Here is a 20,381-nt window from a genome sequence, read left to right on the forward strand (position 1 = left end):
TTTAAATAATTACTTAACTGTCTTTACAACCACAGCCGTGCCCATGCCGCCGCCCACACAAAGTGAAGCAACGCCATATTGACCATTTTGCTTATGAAGCTCGTGAACCAGCGTGACTAAGATTCGGTTGCCAGAAGCACCAAGCGGGTGTCCTAGCGCGATAGCACCACCGTTAAAGTTCGCTTTATCTTGAATCGCGTTAACTGGAACTTGGTTTGTTTCCGCCAACTGATGAATCACGCCAAGTGCTTGCGCTGCAAATGCTTCGTTTAACTCGTAAACGTCGATGTCGTGTACACTGAGTTCTGCTTTTTCGAGTGCTTTATTGACCGACTCAACAGGACCTAGGCCCATGATCTTCGGATCAAGACCCGATTGCGCATAGCTTACGATCTCAGCAAGCGGCGTTAATCCATGCGCTTTAACTGCGCTTTCAGATGCAACGATAATCGCACTCGCGCCATCGTTAATACCTGATGCATTACCCGCAGTCACAGTGCCTTCGCGGTCAAAAGCAGGACGTAGCTTGCTTAAGGCTTCCATTGTCGCGTTCGCTTTTGGGTATTCATCCGTATCAAACATCACGGTTTCACGGCGTTGCTTTACTTCCACTGGCACAATTTCGTCTTGAAATTTGCCAGCTTCGATAGCGGCTACCGCTTTCTGTTGGCTAGACAGCGCGTATTCGTCTTGCTGCTGGCGAGTTAAGCCGATTTGTTTTGCTACGTTTTCTGCCGTCACACCCATGTGATATTGGTTGTAAACATCGGTTAAACCGTCCGATATGAGCAGATCTTTTAGCTCCAGATTGCCCATTTTGTTGCCATCACGAATGCTGCTTGGTGCAGCAAACGGAATCTGAGACATGACTTCAACACCCGCTGCAACAACGATCTCAGCATCGCCACTACGGATATGGGACACGGCATCCATGACCGTTTTCATGCCACTACCGCAAACCATGTTTACGCCATATGCAGGAACAGATTCAGGAATCCCCGCAAACAGTGCCGCTTGGCGGCCAACACCCATTCCTTGACCTGCACCAACAACGTTGCCAACAATCACTTCGTCAACCTTGTCGCCAGGCAACTTTGCCGCTTCCAACGCGCCCTTAATCGCTACTGCTGCCAGATCGCCAGCAGAAGTATTTTTCAGGCTACCACCAAAAGCACCAATTGGAGTACGCTTCGCCGCTACGATAAATACTTTTTCCATCATCTTCTCTCCTTAGTGCATGTATAAGCCGCCGTTCACCGACAAAGTCTCTCCGGTGATGTAGGCGCCCGCATCGCTGACCAAGAAGCTCACTGATGCTGCAATTTCCTCTGGTGTCGCAAGACGTTTCATTGGAATTTGGTTCGTAATGGATTCCAGCACTTCTGGCTTCATTTGCTCAACCATTGGCGTACCCGTGTAACCCGGAGCGATAACATTAACTGTCACACCCGAGCGAGCACCTTCGTATGCTAAGGCTTTAGAGAAACCGATCATCCCAGCTTTCGCCGCCGAGTAGTTTGCTTGACCAAACTGCCCTTTAAGACCATTGACTGAAGAGATATTGATGACACGACCACCGCCTTTTTCGCACATTGCAGCGAAGAGGGGTTGCGTAACGTTGAATAAACTATTGAGGTTGGTATTGATGACATCATTCCAAGCTTGCGCAGTCATCTTTTTAAACACGCCATCACGTGTGATTCCTGCGTTGTTGACAACAACATCAATGGTTCCCTCCTCCCCAAGCAATTGCGCCAATTTCTCTGCACACTCTGTCGTGTTTGTTACATCCAACTCAAAAAGGCGAACCTGATCTTTGGTAAACCCTTTGCTGTTGAACCACTCCAGCGCACATTCGTAGTTACCTGTGAAATAAGTAGCGATTACACGGTAACCGTCATTGACTAATTGAGAGGAAATAGCAGAACCAATTCCGCCTTTTGATCCAGTGATCAAAGCGACTTTCTTCATTGAAGACTCCATTCTTAACGGCATTTAAAAAGCAAACTTAATACACTGATGAAATAGTTCACCAACTGACGTGTTTATTTATTCTTTTGACAACCAATCCCGTGCTGCCTTTATTTTAAGTTAACCTAGAAATATTACATTTCAAATAAAAAACTCACCCAATTGCATAAGATTGATTTAGATCTCATTACCCGTGAAATGTTATAAAATGGTTAATTTTACATAAGCCATTGTTTTAAATCACACTTCCACAAAAGCCACACCAACAGAAATAGAAACATAATTATTAAATATCATGAACTTACATAAAGAATGGTAGACGTTACATTATGTCATGATTTAAGATCTGAATTTTAAGCCTATATGATTACAACAAACTTGAGATTAGAATAATAATTCAATTATCGGTAAAAATAATTATCAAACATATCATTTAATTACTGCATTTAATGATAATTTAGTTATCAATTCGACTATTTTAATACAGTGATGATTAATACCGATAAAATATAATAAATTAAATATATTTAATCTAAAAATGATATAAGAGCTTGTCTCATACTGGTGCAATACGCACTATTATGACGCATAGATTAAAATATAATTTCATTTTAATTTTATATATTCGAAGAACATCAACTAGCTACTAGTGAAAGTAATCGTTCGCTTTGTAGTAGCATCCTTTTCCACTTTGCACTATCTTTGTGGCTTCTCTTTAATCACTAAATCATCAACAGATATGAATCTTGCATTGCTCAGTATGTTCATCCCTACTTTCTTTTTTGTCTCAATCACGCCTGGTATGTGCATGACTCTCGCCCTAACGTTAGGTATGAGTATCGGTTATCGTCGCACGTTATGGATGATGGTAGGAGAACTTCTCGGTGTCGCGCTGGTGTCAGTCTCTGCGGTGTTAGGTATCGCTGCGATTATGCTCAATTATCCTTGGATGTTTATCGCGTTAAAGTTCATTGGTGGCGGTTATTTACTCTATCTTGGAGTTGAAATGTGGCGGTCGCGAGGGAAACTTGCGATTAATGTCGACAACTTAGAAACACCAAAGAGTGACAATATCGCACTTATCATGCAAGGCTTCGTTACCGCAATCGCAAACCCAAAAGGCTGGGCATTTATGATTTCTCTTTTACCGCCTTTTATAGACCAAAACGCAGCACTTGCACCGCAACTGATCATACTTGTCTCCATTATTTTACTGTTTGAGTTCATTTGCATGTCTCTGTACGCTACTGGTGGTAAAGGGTTGAAACACGTATTAGGTCAGTCTAAGAATGTACGCCTAATGAACCGTATCGCAGGCACTTTAATGATGGGAGTTGGTGTCTGGTTGCTACTAAGCTAAGGCAAACTGGAAACAATGAAAAATATTCTGAATAAAATCGCTAAAGTCATGGGTGAAGTATTGGACTTTCAAGCCCGAGTTTGGGTTGTGAACGTCTATAGCGGTGAGCATAAAGGCGAGTCTTATGTCGTTAATGAAGATGCTTTCTCTGTACCTCTTCAGTGGATGAAGAAGAAAGGCTACCAAGAGTCAATGTTGAATAAAGTCGAAGCAATGAAGCGCTCACAAGTCTTAGAGTTCGATTTGGGACTTGTGAAACATCGCTTGATGCGCGTGAAATAAGCACAAAAAAGCGCCACTCAAGATGAGTGGCGCAAGCACTTTTACCTTAAAAAATAATGCTACGGCGCAGCGTCGATCTCAACTGGAAGATAATGTTTCGGCTCCAGTTTCAACCACTCAGGCAGCACAGTACCAATCGAAATCGAAGACCATGTACCCGACAGAACGCCAATAAACATGGCGGTTGAGAAACCAGCCAAAGGCGCTCCTCCCATAATCCATAATGCACCAACAGTGATCAATGTCGTACCAGATGTCACCATAGTGCGTGAAAACGTCGCGATAACAGCTTGATCATTGATGTCTTCTGTTTTCCAACTCTGTTTCGCAATCAACAGCTCACGGATTCGGTCTGCAATGATGATCGAGTCATTCAATGAGTAACCTAAAATCGCCAGCACAGCAGCAAAAACGGTTAAGTTGAACTCCATTTGAGTAATTGCAAAGAAGCCAAGCACTAAGATCACATCATGGGCCAAAGCAAACAGTGAACCACTCGCTAAACGCCACTCAAAACGGAAACACAAGTAACCGAGAATACTCAAGACACAAATCAACAATGCTAAGCCACCTTGTTCAAACAAGTCTTGGCCAACTTGAGCGCCAACTATACTGTTGCTGACAACATCAACTTGGTGAGAGATTGGCTTCAACACCTCTTCTACACTTGGCAACGTTTGTCCATCTTCCGGCGCAGAGTAACGAATCACCCAACGGCCATCTTCACCAGAGCGTGTCACTGACGCAGATTCACCAAGCTTTGGTTGCAGAACGTCAAGCAGATCATGGTTAGTTAGCTGCTTATCTACCTTTACTTCTGTCACCATACCGCCAGTGAAGTCCAAACCTAGGTTCAACCCTTTAAAGCCTAGAGCGACGATCGCGATCACCGTTAAAATGATGGAAACTAGCGTAGTAAAGTAGCGAATTTTACGAATATTTTGTTTTAGCATTTCGACCATGATTAAACCCTCACATCACGACGGGCATCGCGGCCCCAAATTAAATTGATCATTGCTCGAGAGGCAAATACGCCTGTAAACATACTGGTTAACAAACCTAATCCGAGTGTTAAGGCAAAGCCTTGGATTGGGCCATTACCGATGGCGTACAAAATCACGGCGGTGATCATGGTAGTAATGTTGGCATCAAGGATGGTCGAGAATGCGCTGTCAAAGCCAAGATCAATCGCTTGAGCGAAGCTGCGGCCTTCACGCATTTTGTCCTTAATACGTTCAAAGATAATAACGTTGGTGTCTACTGCCATACCGACGGTTAACACTAAACCGGCAATACCCGGAAGCGTTAGAACCGCTCCTGGTAACAAGGCGATTAAGCCAAGCAAACAAAGCATGTTGGCACAAAGCGCCACGTTTGCTACCCAACCTAAGCGGCGGTACCAAAGTGCCATAAAGGTCAGTGTTAGTCCCATACCTAAAGCCAGTGCTGCAAAACCGTTTTCAATGTTTTCTGCCCCCAGAGAAGCACCGATAGTACGCTCTTCCACAATAGTAACCGGCGCAGTTAGTGAACCCGCTCGAAGTAATAGCGCCAACTGCTGCGCATCGTCCATGCTACCTGCCCCAGTAATACGGAACTGGCTACCAAGTTGAGATTGAATAGTCGCGACGCTGATAACGCGCTCACTACGCTCAGTTACACCGCGATCGTTTGTTTTGTATTCACGGTAAACGGTCGCCATTGGCTTGCCGATGTGAGTCGCTGAGAAGTCACTCATTTTCTTACCACCAGCGTGGTCAAGAGAGATATTGACCTCTGACATGCCCATTTTGTCGACACCAGCACGAGCGTTCACGATGTGCTCGCCCGTTAGAACTGGTCGTTTGGCCAAAATCACAGTACGACCGTCATTATCTTGAAGAACAAGATCTTGGCTGCTGTGTGCTTGGCTCGCATCTTTCACTTCATAAAACGCCAAGCTTGCTGTTGCACCAATAACGTTTTTCGCTTGAGCAGGATCTTGTACACCAGGGAGTTCAATTCGAATGCTCTCTTTACCTTGGCGTTGCACTAGTGCTTCTGTGATACCAAGTTCTTCAATACGACCACGCATGATCTTCAGGTTTTGTTGAAGAGTCGACGATTGAAATTCTTGGATATTTTGTTCACTCGGTTCAAGCACAAAGCCACGAGATGAACTTTTTGAAATCCAGCCAGGGTAATTTTGACGCAAGAACTTGTTCACTTCCGACAATGCTTGCTCGCTGTCACTGTTTACCGTAATTCGGTTGCCGCTTTCTGCTCGAACTTGCACACCACGGACACGTTGATCACGTAAATTCGCTTTGATTTCATCAATCAACGCATCACGTTGCTCTTCAAACGCTTTATTCACATCAACATTCAACAAAAACTGAACGCCACCACGAAGGTCAAGACCGAGTTTAATTGGGCTAAAGCCCATCTCATTCAACCATTCTGGCGCAACCGATACGTATGAGAAAGTGATGCTGTCGTCTTTATTTAGCTCTTTGTTTAACAACGCACGAGCTTTACTTTGCGCATCTTCACCATCGAATACAATGGTTGTTTTGCCGTCTTTTTCGATGATTTTGTCGGCTGAAATATGGTTGGTTTTTAGCAGTTGATTCAGATGAACAACCGACATTTCACTGTTGTTTTGATCCGCAAACGTCAACTGAATAGAAGGCTGTTCGCCAAACCAAGTTGGGATCGCACTTAAAGTTAAGATAATGACCGTCGTGATTAATACGACATATTTCCAAGCTGAGTAGTGATTCATCAGCTTTCTGTTCTTTTGCTGCTTTGGTGTTTTTTTCATGTAAACATCATCCCTTCGCGATGAAGTGAAGCTTTTAATAACAAGGCTTAACACACGACAGATGCTCCCAGAATAAATTCAGGGTATGAAATGCTCAGAACGCTCACGTCCTGTCGAATACAATCGTCGTGTTAAGAGTGCACAATGGTGCAAATAGATGGTGTTTAGGCAGAGAACTGACTATTGAGTGCGACGTACATGGCATTGGTCTCTTTCCAACCAGAAATGCGATGATCGCTTGTGAAATGATAAAATGTGGACTGGTTGTGACGCCAGTTAATGTCCATCAAGCTGTATGCGTAACCCGCATCAGCGTAAAACGGAGTAGTGAGATCGCCGACAAAATCTACGTGCTCGTCATCAAGCCCTTCCCGTAAGTAAGACGTCCAGCGCTGAGAGTTAAACAAAGCAACGGAATCGAGACTTGCATGGCCTTCAGATACTGGAGATTGAGAGCTTTCTTCTGAAACTTCAGAAAAATCGACGGAAGAGTTTGGCGATACACTTACGGCTACAAAAGGTTGTAGCTTAGAAAAGTGCGGTACGTGAGCCTTGTGGTCGATTTGCGCAGCAGATACATGCACTGGTAGCAATACCATTGCAAATAGCAGCAAAATCAACTTTCTAAGGTAAATCCAAGGCATAGGAGCTCACTAAAAACACAAAGAGCCAAGTTAGGTCACTTGACTCGTTGATAGTATTCCTATTGATTATGGTTCACAACTAAAAAGTTATAAATCTCTGATTTCAGGTTTGCATCGTTATTGCATTTATCAAAACGTCTTTAGAAAACTAGTGTAATTGGTGGTGAGTTATCGATAAAAAATATCGCCCTTATCAACATCTAAGTAGATCTTGTTCTCTTGCTCCAAACCGCCACAATAGATGAAGTAAACGTTGCGCTTTTTGAACGTCACAGAACGAACCCAGCCTCCGAGCTCCTCAAAATCACTCGGATCACAGGTTTCATCGTCTAACAATTGCTGTGTTTTCTTACGGAAAATATCCAAGTGAACTTTTAAGTCATCCGACTTCTGTAGGTATTCATCCAATATCTCTAAGCGCTCTTGCTCTTTAATAACTGGCTCTGCATCCGATAACCCTTCAGCATTCAACCATTCGGCTTTTTCTTCTCCACCCTCTTCATAGACAAGATAACCGGAGATTCGGTACCACCCATCTACTTTTTCTAACACCGATACTTTTTCTCCCTTATAGAGCGTATCGACAACTAAAGCATTAGGGTTAGGCTTGTTGTAAACATTGACACGACGCTCAATAACGTAGTACTCGGTAACTTCCGGGGGAACGGCTTCTAAATCCAGAATCGGTTTGGATGTTTCTTTTTGCAGTGACGATTGCTCGACTTGTGTAGCCTTTGGTGCTTCAGGTTCATCTTTCTGCATAAAGAAGAAATAGTATCCAGCCCCCGCTCCGCCGAGCAACAGCATGACAATCAATGCGACGAGAATTTTCTTCATGCCCTTTTCCTTTTCATTCTTTATTCTTATCCCACCAGCAGCACGCATGTCGTAGAAATTTGGGTATATACTCAAAAGAGCAGGTCAACTAACGCGAGCAATAATGATCAACAGACTCAATTGGATACTACTATTTCTTCTGTTCCCGATAACGGGGCACGCCAATATTCAATGTAACCCATCGTCGTGGAATGACAATCTTACCCAATTCAATCGCTTAGAGTCCAATTACAATCAGCATGTTGAGGTATTCAATACACTTTTAACCGAACATAAACAGCGTCAGTTATTGTCCGAAACCTTTTCACTGCATGAGCTCGTGCTACTTTGGCGTGCCAAGTCGAACCAAAATGTGTTCAAAGCGCAATTAAAAGCATCGATTCAATACAAAGAAGAGCTCACAACTAAAGCGAATCAGCTGCTTAAATTGAGAACACAGTCCCAATGGTCAGCAAATGGGTGGGAGATACTGGCCCAGAAGTGCCGCGAGTCAAACAAAACAGCCAATCAAATAACTGCGGAATGGTATAACACCAACGCTTTGGAACTTTCTGAAGATTACAAGCGCCTCTCTTCACAATATCAAACTCTGTCACAAGTCTATGATAAAGAAGCCCGAGCGCTTCAATACGCTCAAGATGTTTCGAAGTAAAAACAGAGCCAGTTTTGAATAGACGATGTTGGTTTTTTACTCCAATATTGGACGTTATTCGTGCTTTTTATCTTTCCTTAGTCGTGAATGATATCAAATGTAAATAATGGGATTGTTCCCTTTGACAAACTTGACTAAACCATGACCAAGACAATCAATTTATAGAGACATACGTCACATTAATGCTTTACTTATGGACATTTTTTGGTTAGTTTAGCCATTAATAAAATTTAATAAAAAGTCACATTTGGCTGGAGATGATGCTACAAACATGGTTATCAATCGATTAAGTAACAGGGAATGTCCTAATGCTACCAAAGCCAAGTTTTTGTCAGTAGTTAGGCACGTAAAAGAGTTCGGTTCAATCAGTGATTTGGATCTTTGTAAAATCTTCGGAGAAACAATATGGAGTGATGGGAGGGAATACCATTCAGCCGCTTTCTCATTCAAGGTTGATAGATACACAGGTAACTGTGAAATCTCACAATACAAAAACCAATAAGGCTTAAGAATTTATAAGGCGGAGTCAGGAAACGGACCCCGCTTTTTTGATCATGGCAATCGTAAAGTCGTGCTCGGAGTACCCCTCAATCAATCGTGTATTCGGACACAGCAACCGACAATAGCGAAAGACACCTTCTTTATTGTGCGACGCTAACATTTTCATGCTGGGTAGTTTGGATTCATCCAACAAGTTAAACACACAACCTTTCTCTGTCGCTCGGTACATTTTATCAATCATTTCAATGGTATGATTTGGGTTGGTGGATTGATAGTTCAATGATCCGGAAGCAAAAACAAAGTCGCAACGAGGCAATACCAACGTTGAAAAGTCGCCACATATAAACTTACTTTGCGTACGAAAATCTCGTTTTCTGGCTTCAGAGATAAACTGTTTTTGCTGATCAATGCCAATATAGCTTTGAGGAAGCCCCCCCGTAAGTTCGATAAACGCTAACAAGTCTCCGTAGCCGCACCCAATATCTAAAATACTTGAACCGTCTAACGTTAACCCTCGGCACAACGCCTCAAAACGGCTGATCTGACTATACTTATCTGCCCATCCCAGAGTTCGGGCTCTGTCTTTACCAAACTGTCTATATCGCTTTCGATGATAGCGGGCAATCTTAAGTCTATCGAAAAATTTCATCTTTCTTATGCATAAATCGGCAAACTGCCATTTCCTTTCACTTGTCTAATCGCCAGGTGGGTATGAATATCTTTCACATTTTCTAATCGCTGTAACTTTCTAGTAAATGTTTCATAACCAGCGAGATCTTTACTGACCACCTCTAACAGGTAATCATAGGCCCCTGATACGACATGGCATGAGATCACTTCATCCATCTCAACAACGGCATGTTCAAACTCATCAATCGAAGAAGCTTGGTGGTTATTTAAACTCACTTCAACAAATACAGTCATCGCGATGCCTACGGTGTCTCTGGACACAATAGCTCGATAACCACTAATTACACCTTCCTGCTCCAAACGCTTAATGCGCCTTGCACAAGGTGATGCCGATAGCCCTACTTGGTCAGCAAGTTCTGCAGTTGTCAAAGTGGCATCCTTCTGCATTAGGTTGATAAGTTGCCTGTCAATTTTATCCATTTATTCTTCCGTGCCTTTAATCACTAATAATTAACATTTATACGCAATTTATCACCAACATCAAGCCTAATTACGTCAAACTTTGCCTCCCTTTGGCAAGAGTTTTATTCAACAATTAACACATCATTTACAAATGGACATGTCGATAATGATCTTGGGATACGCAGCTATATTAACGACCTTACTGCTTTGGTCTGGTTTCTTTATTTCTTTAAAAGGGGGCGCAATTTCTGCCTTGCAGCCAGCCGATATCGCGTTAGTTCGCTTTCTCATCCCAAGTATAATTTTATTACCATTTGTGATTAAGCATAAACAGTCGCTGCGCGTAGTGCCTAAACGCTACCTGGTTGGTGTTGTGGTTGGAAGCGGCCTTCCCTATCTTCTGGTCGTCGGAACGGCTATGCATTTCGCTCCCGTGGCGCACGGCAGTGCATTAGTACCTGGCACTTTGCCATTGTTTGTTTCTGCTATCGCGGTACTTTGTTATCAACAGTCGCTGAGTGCTCACCGCTTAATAGGGCTTTCTACGGTGTTGTTAGGGATTTTCGTATTCCTTCTTTCTAATAGCGGCGCAGAGTACAACTGGTCTCAATTACAAGGGCATATCCTGTTTCTAACTGGCAGCATCATGTGGGCTGCTTTCACCATCAGCGCTCGTGTCGCCAATCTTAATGCACACGTCTGTGCAGGATTCGTTGCAATCGCGTCTTTGGCTCTGCTCATCATCGCCGTTGGTTTCGGGTGGGTAGACAGTTATTTGGTGGTAACACCGTTCAGCCAGTGGCCATGGGAGGAGTTATTTGGCCACGCGATGCTACAAGGTGTTGGCGCAGGTTTAATCGCTTCTTTCACTTTCATTTATGCAATTAGGATCATCGGTGCCGAAGCCAGCGCAGCTTTTGGTTCATTAACTCCAGTCGTCGCGACACTTCTTGCCGTTCCAATTTTTGGTGAACAACCAGATTCTCTCACTTGGTTAGCGCTGATGTTGGTCACATGCGGCAGTATTGTGGCAAGCCAAATCTTTATGAAAGGTGGAATGAGCCAAACTTATCGCCCACCACTTCACAGATAGCGATGATTTTACAAAAACTTATGCCTTACTATCTTGAATAACAAAATGGCGTTTTGATAGCCTCAGCTCAACTAATAATTAAAACGCCAATGTGATGCCAGCCACTCATACTAAAGATGAACTGCATAGGTTTCTCAAACCGGGAATGAAACTTTCTACTAATTTCGAATTTGGGCCTAAGGATCAATATACGTATTCCACCACCTATCTGGGGATGAAAGAAAATGCTTATTTGATTCTTGATATACCAATGCGTTTGCTTGAAGAGCAAGTGATGAGAAAACTCCCCAACTCCGATGTCATCGTGCGTGGTGTATCAGATACGGAGTTAGGCCATGTCATTGCGTTTAAGTCCAGCGTGCTGACGACGACCGTTCGACCATCTCCCCTTTTGTTTATCCGCATTCCAGGAACATTTGCAACCAAACCAGTTCGGGAACATGAGCGTTACAAGTTGCAAATGGACTGTAACGTTATTCATGCAGGGAATGTCTACTACGGTAGCCTTATCGATTTCTCTCTAGCAGGTGTTGGTATATCAACCTTGATTGAGCCCGAATTCAACGTGGGTGAGAGTGTTACCATCGAATGCCCGTTAAGCCACTATATCGGAGAAGAAAATCGATGTGTCATTGCCAACATTAAGAAATTGGTGAAGGGATGGGTAGTTGGAATTAAGTTTGCCAGTCCCATTGAGATGACTCACGAACTAAAAACAGAGTTACTGGAGCAATCCTTTCTAACCAGTAACGTCTGAACTTACTGCTCGCTAAAGCGCGTCGCCTCAAAGCTGTTGAGTATTCTGTGAACCGTATAGGTCACAAGCAGCGTCGCAACAATAGCAAACAAAATACTGCTCACGCGATACAGCGCACTGAACATTAAGTCACCATCCGGAGTAAGATATTGGCCGAACAAAATGCCTAATGTGGTTAAACCGCCAAATCCGGCTCCCGAACCGCTAGACTCTTTCACGTGCATATAACTGAACATCATAGCCCCAATCCAAAGCAATGGGACGATAAACAATAAGGTATCCGACCAATCGTATAATACAAGTTGTCCGACAATACCAAAGGTCACCCCCATCAAGGTCCCCATTGCTCTTTTTCGCGCATACCCTAAAGCACCGTTCCAATGCATAGGAAACAATAAAAGTAAGGTTGTCGCCTGAGCAGACATAGAGTCACTGAGGTCAAATAGCTGGAATACAAGGAAAGACATTGTAGCGATACTCGCCCCCATAAGGGCTTCATGACGCATGCGATGACTCTGTTTAGGCTGCGACGGTTTCGCTGGTGGCTGACGAGGTTCCGCATCGGGAATCAAAAATGTCACCACATAAGCAACGATCACTGAAATAACATTCGCTTGCAGATTGCTAAAGATTAGGTCATTTAAGTCAGTGGTTGGATAACTCGCAAAGTGCAGCATGATGCTTAAGCTCAGTACGCTGTTCGCTCCAAATAAGAATAAGCTCCCTTTTGACATACAGGCGAATTTATACAGGAACAACCCGAATGCAATGATTGTCATCATGCCTGGGTGCCCACCAAATAACCCACCAAGCACACCAACTTCTAATCCACACACAACCGCTGAAAAAATCAGTTGTCGTGCGGCATGTAGACTCATGACTGGCACCATTCCAAGTAACAGCATCGGGGTTACAGTAAAGAATACGCCATAGTTCCAACCAAATACTTTACATAAAGTGAAACCAATGGTCGCACCAGTTGCAATGCGCAAACACTGACGGAAGTCGTTTTCCGACATGGGGTGGTCCCATAACTTCATATCGCCTCCTCGTTAATAAATATAATGAAGAAGACTCAAGAATTGGATCTGGCACCTCGCTAACCAACCAGATAATGAGTTTTCTGGCAACAACTGCACGGTTGCTCGTGCCCCTGCTGGAAATGCGCGCTGCTGAGGTTCATCGATAGCTAAATGTAAACGTAAGCGCTGCGCGTCTCTCACCCAACGGTTTGAGTCAGTTGGTGTTGCTAAGCGACCGTCCGCATCGAATTGACCCGAGCTGACCCCGGCATCCACACTCGTAATACGAGCTTCAAATACATCACCAGGTAAGCTATCAAAAGCCACTAACGCACGGCTGTTCTGATTAAAGTGTCGTAAACTCTTTTCACGAAAGTCGGCAATGATATCCACGTCATCGGAGACTAAAGCGACAAGAGGTGTACCAGCTGCCGCATAGGCCCCCGTCTCCAGCTGCAAGTTAGCGACAACGCCATCATGTTCCGCCGAGACTTGAGTGTAAGACAGATTAAGTTCCGCTTGTTTTAGCTGGTTTTGCGCCACGCGGATATTCACATTCGTTGCGCCTAAATCACCGCGGTTTACTTCCAACTCTTTTAAACGAGCACGTGCGGCCAGTAAGTTCGCTTTAGCTGCCGTTGCACTGCTCTGTGCGTCATCGCGCTGCTGTTGCGAAGTACCATTACGGTGAAACAGAGTATTAAGACGTTTTGCTTCGCGAACTTTTTGTTCCGCCACGATTTTGCTCGCTTCAACGTCTGCTTTTGCCGCAGCAATAGAAGCATCAAGTTGTTCGTTGTTTTGAATCACACGCTCGAGGTTAAGCTGAGCCTTTTCTACGGCGAGCTGATAAGGCTGGGGATCAATCTGAAATAGTAGATCGCCTTGGCTTATTTCTTGGTTGTTGGCAACATAAAGATGCGTAATCTGCCCACTCACACGGGGGGCCACTTTAGTTACCACACGCGTTGCCATTGCCTGAGGCGTCAACGGCATAGCGAGATCTGCAACTAGAAAATAGGCAAAGACAAGGACAAACGCGACGCAAGAATATTTGATCCAACGTGCGAATTTTTGATCTGGAGTCATAGGCGTTTACTTCTCTTTTTATTCGGTTTTCTGACTTATTCGCTAAGTGAATCAAGCGCATTGTGAGCAATCTGATCAAGAATCAATGAAAGCTGCTGAAGTTCCTGGTCGTTGATGTCCGTTAGGAGCTTGCTTCGAACTTGAAGAATCCGAGCCTCCATTTGCTTTAGTAGGGTTTTCCCCTCTTCTGTGAGGCTAACAATACGTGCTCGCTTATCGTGTTCACAGCAATGGCGAGTGATCAGAGATTGCTCTTCTAATAATTTTAATGTTCGCATCAACGACGCTAACTCGATCTCAAGCGCTTCAGCCAAATGCTTCTGACTGATGTTGTCACCCATTCGATAAAGCTTCCATAACGCAGTCCAACGCGGATACGTCAGGTTTAAAGGCTCTAACTCGCGATCTGCAACCATTTTCCACAAACGAGCAACACGAGATAATTTTTCAGCCAGAGAAAGGTCTCGCAAACTGTTGATGTCTTGAATCATAAGATCTACTCAATTACTTAGCGTGCTAAGCAATATAAAATAGTTAGCACGCTAAGTAAATATCTTTTTGTGATTGAAATCACGCTGGGTGTGTCAGTGAAGGGGCAGAAATCTAAGTAACACAACACTATGTTTGAATTTGAAATGCAGCGATGTACACAACAAACGTCGAGACCAATAAAGTCTGATTTGTATAAGAGTAAAAGGGTCAGATACAAAAAAGCACAACCCACAGTCATGGTGTTGTGCTTTTCAGATAATGAATAATTGGGTTATCCCGTAGTGAGCCAATTATTCATGTTCGCTCGACTAAGAACCGCTGCTTAAAATCCACAAATGCTTCATGGAGCGCATTTTCTTTAATCGGCTTGAGAAGCACGTAATTCGCACCCGATTCCATAAAGGCGTCACTGGTTTCTTTCGCGGTGTCAGCAGTACACGCATAAATTGGCGTGCCTAGTTTTAGCTTTTGTCGGATCTCTTTGGTCGTTTCAATTCCACCAAGATGCGGGAGTTGGTTGTCCATCAGTATCAAATCGTAAGTATGATCTTTTAAGAATTCCATTGCTTCTAACCCATCTTTCGCCCAATCAACCTGCATTTTGTACTTGTTACAAAACGCTTTTAGAATGAATGCGTTAGTATGGTTATCCTCTACCAACAATACTTTGAGACTCTCTGCAAATAGTTCACCTGGCTTAACTCGCAAACTCGAATCAAGAGGGGTGAGTACTCGCTCACGATCTTTCACTGGCATTGTAATGACAAAAGTCGTTCCTAAGCCTTTCTGACTGCGGACTTGAACATCACCTTCCAGCATGTCGACAAGGCTCTTCACAATGGTCAGCCCTAAGCCACTGCCACCGTATTCTCGAGTCGTTGTTGCTTCTTCTTGAACAAAAGGTTCGAACATTTGGTCGAGTTTGTCAGACTCGATGCCGATACCTGTATCCGTAATTTCCACGACCAGCACGCTATTGTCAGCGCCATAGAACTGCTCAAGTTCAGCATGCAAGCGCACGCTACCCGAGGGCGTAAACTTTACTGAGTTACTGACTAGGTTGAATAAAATTTGGTTCAGACGAACTTGGTCAGTAAAAATTTCAACATTGGGATCTATTTTGTTTTCAATGACAAGGTTGACGCCTTTACTTTCACAAATAGGACGATAAATGTTTTCTAACGTTCGAATTGTATCAGTGAAAGAAAACGGGTGCTTTTGGATATTAAACTTACCCTGCTCAATCTTCGAAAAGTCTAAAATATCATTCAAAACAGCAAGTAAGTGCTCACCACTATGCCGAAGTACGTCAATTTGGTTATTCTGCTCTTCTGTTTCCACAGAGTCTTTTAGCAATTGAGCAACCCCTAAAATTCCATTGATTGGCGTTCTGATCTCATGGCTCATTTTAGCCAGAAAGTCGGCACGGGCTTGAGCAGATTTTTCTGCTTCTTTGCGCGCCAAGTTACTCTGTTTTTCCGCCTCAATAAGCGTGGTTATATCCTGACCTTGAACAATAATACCGCTAATATCTCCATCAACTCGAATCGGCGATAAGTTCCAGCGATATACTTTGTCTCCAATTGGCACATTAACGCCTGTCAACGTAGCTCCCTGAGCCGCCATGCGAAGGTGTGGCATCAACTTTTCTTTGAAACCTTTGAACACTGGGTGCATGGTTTCAACATCGTTTTCCATGACTAACTCTTTGCGTGCTGCCGGATTGATTTGGACAAGTACACCCGATTCAGACCACACCATAATAGGTGATAACGCAAAGTTAAACAGGTCGCGGAAAGAGCGCTTTTGTGCTTCAAGCTCTTCAAAAGTGTTTTCTAGTGTCGAACCAATATGATCGAATTCCTCAATATCTGACCCCTCAAAACGCTCAAATCCTTTTTCTTCACGAGCCGAGCGGGTATATGCCATCAGGGATCCTAACTCTTCAACTACTCGATTCTCGATCCATTCTTTAGTCATTAGCGCAATCATGACCATACCGATAACTGAGGCTAGCATTGCTAGCAGGTGTTGGATTTGCAATGTCACCACGCTCTGATTGTCTTGCACAGTAAGCAAGCACAAGTCAGTCTCGGCGGCATTTACCTCAATAGGGGTTTTGATGATCAATAATTGGTCAAGCTTGTGCTGGGACTCTCGTCGTTTGAGTACGTCAAATATTTGATAAGCCTCATCTCCTACTAATGAGCTTGCCAATGGTGTGTTGTTAGCGACCAACACAACATTGTCGACGTTGCCTTCATTTTTTAACCTTTCCATCAACCCAAAGTTATTATCTAAAACAACAACATTGTAAGAGTACCCCATCACTTCACCGGTTTTAGGTTGTAAAACGGGTACGCGACGAAGTAACAGATGGCGAGTTCCCATCGGGGTCTGTGAGGGTAGATAATACCAGTTGTTGCTAAAGGTCACCTGACTGGCAAGTCGGCTAAGTATCAGGTTGTTGATGCCATAGAAATGCGCGTTGCCATCGTCCCAAATAATACCTTGATGATCGGTTAGGAAACGAAACTCCGGTGTATGGGAAGGATCACTCTGGTCAATACTCATGAAAAAGTAATTGAGTGCCTCTTCATCACGTTCTGTATAAAAATCCAATACAACATCACTTTTCGAATTGCTGTTGTGATGAATCTGAATCGCTGCAAAATGGCTATCAAAAATGTTCAGGATCAGGGCAGAGGTCTGCTGCTTGGTTCGGTCGACTTCCTGCCAAATAATCTGCTTCGAGAAGTAATAACTCTGAACAAAGATGCCTAGAATGATCGGAGCAAGTACGAGAATAATTATTTTGGTAATAAGCGTCGACAGTGAGCGACGCTTTCTTGTTTTTGATGTAGTTGTCATCAATTATCTGAGTATCTAAATGCACGTTTTCTTAATGCTTCAATTCTTTCTGGAGAGTCCGATTTGGTAACGACTTCAAAATCACCAGAGTAAACGGTGGGAACTGGCTTTCCTTCTAAATCCCACTTAATGGCCTCAGCCATTGCAATACCTGTATCATCGTTCATACGCATAACGGTAACGTCTAACTCCCCTTTAGAAAGCGCCTCTAACTCTGCTGAACCGCCGCCCCAACCATTGATCATTACATCGTCACGACCTAACTCTTTAAGAGCGTCAACAGCACCTAATGCTACATCGGTAGAACACGCGTAAATGAAATCAACGTCCGGATACTTCTCCAAACTGGCTTTTGCAGCTTCATACCCAGATTGCTTTGTTGCTTTGGTGTAGTAAGCAGATTGTAGTTCAAACTGGTTATCGCGGTTCACTTGGTTGATAAAAGTGTTGCCTCTGATGTCACTAATGTAGCCCTCCGAGAAATAGAGAACACTATAGTGGCTATGTTTAGGGAAACGCTTGCCAAACTCAACGGCCAATTCACGACTTCCTTCTGCGTGGTCGAAACCAACATAAAGAAACGGCTGATGATGTTCCCAATCCCTAACAGGTGTGGTGATATTTTGTAAAATTAACTTGGTTTTCTTTGAATCTAAGACATGCTCAACAAACTTACGATGTCTTGTGGTATCTAGAGTAAAGATCAAGTAATCGGAGTTGCTTTTCAGCGCCTCCATTAAAGACAAACTTTGCTGCTTTATATCTGCATTAGGACGAGTAAACACTTGATTTAGTTGATAGTCGATATCAAGCTTATCTAGGCGTTTTTCAAACGCATCGATGTTTCGAATCCAATAATCAGAGATCTGCTGCCCTGGATAAACAACAGAAATTTTCAGTGGACGCTTTTTGTCTTTTGCTACGGGTACAGGGGTTTCTCTTACCACTTCAGCCAACGCACTAGTTAGCTGCTTCTGTTGTGGAAACTGGTCTAAAAACTCTTGATATGCCCAATACCCATTAAGAACTTGGGTGGCCTGCACATTCGGCGCAAAAGCGGCCATTGAAATCAGGGAGAATACTAACGCTTTTTTCATCTACTGCTCTTTTAGCTTTTTTATGAGCCTAATTCAGCTCTATTCATTACCTAGCCGAGTCATCCTATACTCTTGTAATCTACCTTCCTCTTAGTGCCTGTTTCAATAGTAAATTGGTTCTTGGTCTGAGTGGATGCAAATAAAGTACATTGAGTCGCTTCCTTTGTCTCGATAACGTAGAGACATTTCGCGCTTTTCATATTCAGGACCTTTAAACAGAACACCAGCCCATTATGCGTCAGTTTATTCCTACATGGTACTCCAAAAACAAAAAGAAACCGCCAATGTGACATAGGCGGTTTCCGTGTATCTTTGCGTAGCAAGGGCTTATCAGAGTGCCACTATCTCTAACATCATTTGTTGATGTTCGTCGACGACAATATTTGCTTTTGACATAACGAGCAGCTCTTTTTTCGCTTTAGTTAGTTGCTTAATATAGTACTCTGCTCGCATGGCAAGCGTCTTTGAGTCAAAATCCGATGACCATTCCAATACCAAAGGGCCTTTTCCCTTCAAAGCTTTCGCTCCTTTTCCGGTTTGGTGCTGATTGAATCTTCGTTCAACATCATTGGTAACACCACAATACAACGCGTTGCGGTTATTTCGTATCAGATAGACACTCCAACGCTGCGTTGTATTTTCCATCATGAAAGCAGTGACTCAACCTTAGCTTTTAATTCATCCAGCTCTTCTTTCAGCTGAGCGACTTCGAGCTCTAGCTGACTTACTCGATCGGAGCTCGAGCTTGCAGCAGACACAGGCGCTGCAAGTTCGGACGCATCAACATCACCACAGAACAAATGCATATAACGCGACTCCCGCTTACCAGCCTCACGTGGTAATTTGACCACTAATGGTCCTTTCTCTTCGCTTGCTAAATGCTCAAGGACCGTTTCCACTTCTTTTACATCATGAAATGTCGCGAGACGATTAGTACGAGTACGAATTTCCCCAGGTGTTTGAGCACCGCGCAAAAGCATACAGCATACAATGCCCTTCTCCTGCTCTGTCAGCTTTAAATCACCAAATTCCGTATTACAGAAACGGTGTTGATACTTGCTGACGCGGCTGTTGAACGCACTTTCGTCACTGACGAGCCTGCGCTCAATAAGAGCATCAACGGCATCGAGTACGTCTGACTCAGAGAGTGACATCACGGGATCACGGTTGCTTTTTTGATTACACGCGTTGGTTAATGCGTTCAGGCTGAGGGGGTAAAGATCTGGGGTAGTGACTTCTTTTTCGATCAAGCAACCAATAACTCGTGCTTCAATTGCCGTTAGCTCAACTTTCATAATGCATTTCCTTATTATTTTTGCATTTGACTTTGTACCTAAATCGCTTCGAAATCATACGCCATAAATTCACACAGCAGTGCAAGAAGCGTTAGCGGTTCAGGTGTTGGTGTCAGGCTAAAGCATAGCGTAAGACCTGACACCCCTTACGAATAGGGTCAGGTATCAATGCTCCGAGAGAATCGGCACTCTCGTCAAATTGCCATCTTGGTCGACCATCATTATTTTTGAACGATTAAGCTCAACTTCGATGATTTCGAGTTGCTCGCGAGCGTTGATATACGCCGTTTTTAACTTTTCAGCCACAGAGCGAGTGACTTGCTCATTATCTTGACTATTTACTTGCTCCGCAGTGTTACCAGAGTCCATATCAAGTTCATCATTTTGCATTCAATGGTGTTGATAATATAGTGAAGGCCACGTTATGACAATGAATCGATGGATTCTACGATGTTGGCCAAAACTCGAATAAAGCAGCACGATTATATGGACACAGAGCAATTGGTTGAGAAATGTTCAACTC

The 20,381-nt window shown here is 43.6% G+C and carries 21 protein-coding genes; 5 read left to right on the forward strand and 16 right to left on the reverse strand.

Features of this window, described 5'->3' with window-relative positions:
• Positions 1 to 9: 9 nt before the first annotated feature.
• A complete protein-coding gene (locus R7D93_RS09465) occupies positions 10 to 1,218 on the reverse strand; it encodes an acetyl-CoA C-acetyltransferase (protein ID WP_225496575.1) in 1,209 nt (402 codons plus the stop codon).
• Positions 1,219 to 1,230: 12 nt separating this feature from the next.
• Positions 1,231 to 1,971: an SDR family oxidoreductase gene (locus tag R7D93_RS09470; protein WP_005373555.1), complete on the reverse strand. Its 741-nt coding sequence runs from the start codon at positions 1,969 to 1,971 to the stop codon at positions 1,231 to 1,233.
• Between the two features lie 739 nt (positions 1,972 to 2,710).
• Here R7D93_RS09470 and R7D93_RS09475 point away from each other — a divergent pair.
• Both R7D93_RS09475 and R7D93_RS09480 read left to right on the forward strand, forming a co-directional pair.
• Positions 2,711 to 3,331, forward strand: a complete 621-nt coding sequence (locus tag R7D93_RS09475; RefSeq protein ID WP_191115803.1) for a LysE family translocator — start codon at positions 2,711 to 2,713, stop codon at positions 3,329 to 3,331.
• Between the two features lie 15 nt (positions 3,332 to 3,346).
• The gene (locus tag R7D93_RS09480) at positions 3,347 to 3,613 is read left to right on the forward strand and encodes a hypothetical protein (RefSeq protein WP_017635186.1); all 267 of its coding nucleotides are present in this window, start codon (positions 3,347 to 3,349) and stop codon (positions 3,611 to 3,613) included.
• Between the two features lie 59 nt (positions 3,614 to 3,672).
• Here R7D93_RS09480 and secF read toward each other — a convergent pair whose 3' ends face one another.
• The 4 genes from secF to R7D93_RS09500 form a co-directional block, all read right to left on the reverse strand.
• Positions 3,673 to 4,575, reverse strand: a complete 903-nt coding sequence (secF, locus tag R7D93_RS09485) for a protein translocase subunit SecF (RefSeq protein ID WP_005373567.1) — start codon at positions 4,573 to 4,575, stop codon at positions 3,673 to 3,675.
• A gap of 2 nt (positions 4,576 to 4,577) precedes the next feature.
• Entirely contained in the window at positions 4,578 to 6,416 is a 1,839-nt protein-coding gene (gene secD / locus R7D93_RS09490; RefSeq protein WP_005373570.1) for a protein translocase subunit SecD, read from the reverse strand.
• Positions 6,417 to 6,580: 164 nt separating this feature from the next.
• Positions 6,581 to 7,060 (reverse strand): hypothetical protein, encoded by a 480-nt coding sequence (locus R7D93_RS09495; protein ID WP_005373572.1) that lies wholly within the window; start codon positions 7,058 to 7,060, stop codon positions 6,581 to 6,583.
• Positions 7,061 to 7,228: 168 nt separating this feature from the next.
• Complete coding sequence (locus R7D93_RS09500; protein ID WP_005385650.1) at positions 7,229 to 7,897, reverse strand: SH3 domain-containing protein; 669 nt, start codon at positions 7,895 to 7,897, stop codon at positions 7,229 to 7,231.
• A gap of 103 nt (positions 7,898 to 8,000) precedes the next feature.
• Here R7D93_RS09500 and R7D93_RS09505 point away from each other — a divergent pair, with 103 nt between their 5' ends.
• Entirely contained in the window at positions 8,001 to 8,549 is a 549-nt protein-coding gene (locus R7D93_RS09505; RefSeq protein WP_225496403.1) for an ATPase, read from the forward strand.
• Positions 8,550 to 9,075: 526 nt separating this feature from the next.
• On the opposite strand, the gene R7D93_RS09515 is transcribed toward R7D93_RS09505, so the two are convergent.
• A complete protein-coding gene (locus R7D93_RS09515) occupies positions 9,076 to 9,699 on the reverse strand; it encodes a class I SAM-dependent methyltransferase (RefSeq protein ID WP_225496404.1) in 624 nt (207 codons plus the stop codon).
• A gap of 5 nt (positions 9,700 to 9,704) precedes the next feature.
• On the reverse strand, positions 9,705 to 10,160 hold the full coding sequence (locus R7D93_RS09520; RefSeq protein ID WP_005373581.1) for an Lrp/AsnC family transcriptional regulator: 456 nt from the start codon (positions 10,158 to 10,160) through the stop codon (positions 9,705 to 9,707).
• A 148-nt stretch (positions 10,161 to 10,308) separates the two neighbouring features.
• Here R7D93_RS09520 and R7D93_RS09525 point away from each other — a divergent pair, with 148 nt between their 5' ends.
• Together R7D93_RS09525 and R7D93_RS09530 are read left to right on the forward strand one after the other, a co-directional pair.
• A complete protein-coding gene (locus R7D93_RS09525) occupies positions 10,309 to 11,235 on the forward strand; it encodes a DMT family transporter (protein WP_017635181.1) in 927 nt (308 codons plus the stop codon).
• Between the two features lie 94 nt (positions 11,236 to 11,329).
• Positions 11,330 to 11,992 carry a flagellar brake protein gene (locus tag R7D93_RS09530; RefSeq protein WP_225496406.1) on the forward strand — a complete coding sequence of 221 codons (663 nt, stop codon included), beginning with the start codon at positions 11,330 to 11,332 and terminating at the stop codon, positions 11,990 to 11,992.
• Between the two features lie 2 nt (positions 11,993 to 11,994).
• Here the strand turns inward: R7D93_RS09530 and R7D93_RS09535 are convergent, their stop codons facing one another.
• The 8 genes from R7D93_RS09535 to R7D93_RS09570 form a co-directional block, all read right to left on the reverse strand.
• Complete coding sequence (locus tag R7D93_RS09535) at positions 11,995 to 13,032, reverse strand: DUF2955 domain-containing protein (protein ID WP_017635179.1); 1,038 nt, start codon at positions 13,030 to 13,032, stop codon at positions 11,995 to 11,997.
• Positions 13,033 to 13,044: 12 nt separating this feature from the next.
• Positions 13,045 to 14,103 (reverse strand): HlyD family secretion protein, encoded by a 1,059-nt coding sequence (locus R7D93_RS09540; RefSeq protein WP_017635178.1) that lies wholly within the window; start codon positions 14,101 to 14,103, stop codon positions 13,045 to 13,047.
• 35 nt (positions 14,104 to 14,138) lie between these two features.
• Positions 14,139 to 14,594, reverse strand: a complete 456-nt coding sequence (gene slyA / locus R7D93_RS09545; RefSeq protein WP_005373589.1) for a transcriptional regulator SlyA — start codon at positions 14,592 to 14,594, stop codon at positions 14,139 to 14,141.
• Between the two features lie 295 nt (positions 14,595 to 14,889).
• Positions 14,890 to 17,466 carry a quorum-sensing autoinducer 2 sensor kinase/phosphatase LuxQ gene (gene luxQ, locus R7D93_RS09550; RefSeq protein WP_017635176.1) on the reverse strand — a complete coding sequence of 859 codons (2,577 nt, stop codon included), beginning with the start codon at positions 17,464 to 17,466 and terminating at the stop codon, positions 14,890 to 14,892.
• Positions 17,466 to 18,563: an autoinducer 2-binding periplasmic protein LuxP gene (locus R7D93_RS09555; protein WP_005385634.1), complete on the reverse strand. Its 1,098-nt coding sequence runs from the start codon at positions 18,561 to 18,563 to the stop codon at positions 17,466 to 17,468. The genes luxQ and R7D93_RS09555 overlap by 1 nt, the downstream gene beginning before the upstream one ends.
• A 330-nt stretch (positions 18,564 to 18,893) precedes the next feature.
• Complete coding sequence (locus tag R7D93_RS09560; RefSeq protein ID WP_005373593.1) at positions 18,894 to 19,211, reverse strand: GIY-YIG nuclease family protein; 318 nt, start codon at positions 19,209 to 19,211, stop codon at positions 18,894 to 18,896.
• Complete coding sequence (locus tag R7D93_RS09565; protein ID WP_005373594.1) at positions 19,208 to 19,858, reverse strand: YceH family protein; 651 nt, start codon at positions 19,856 to 19,858, stop codon at positions 19,208 to 19,210. Before R7D93_RS09565 ends, R7D93_RS09560 begins: the two co-directional genes overlap by 4 nt.
• Before the next feature lie 165 nt (positions 19,859 to 20,023).
• Complete coding sequence (locus R7D93_RS09570) at positions 20,024 to 20,227, reverse strand: hypothetical protein (RefSeq protein WP_031777159.1); 204 nt, start codon at positions 20,225 to 20,227, stop codon at positions 20,024 to 20,026.
• Between the last annotated feature and the right edge of the window lie 154 nt (positions 20,228 to 20,381).

Source organism: Vibrio sp. YT-15 (assembly GCF_033337445.1).
Taxonomy (GTDB): Bacteria; Pseudomonadota; Gammaproteobacteria; order Enterobacterales; family Vibrionaceae; genus Vibrio; species Vibrio alginolyticus.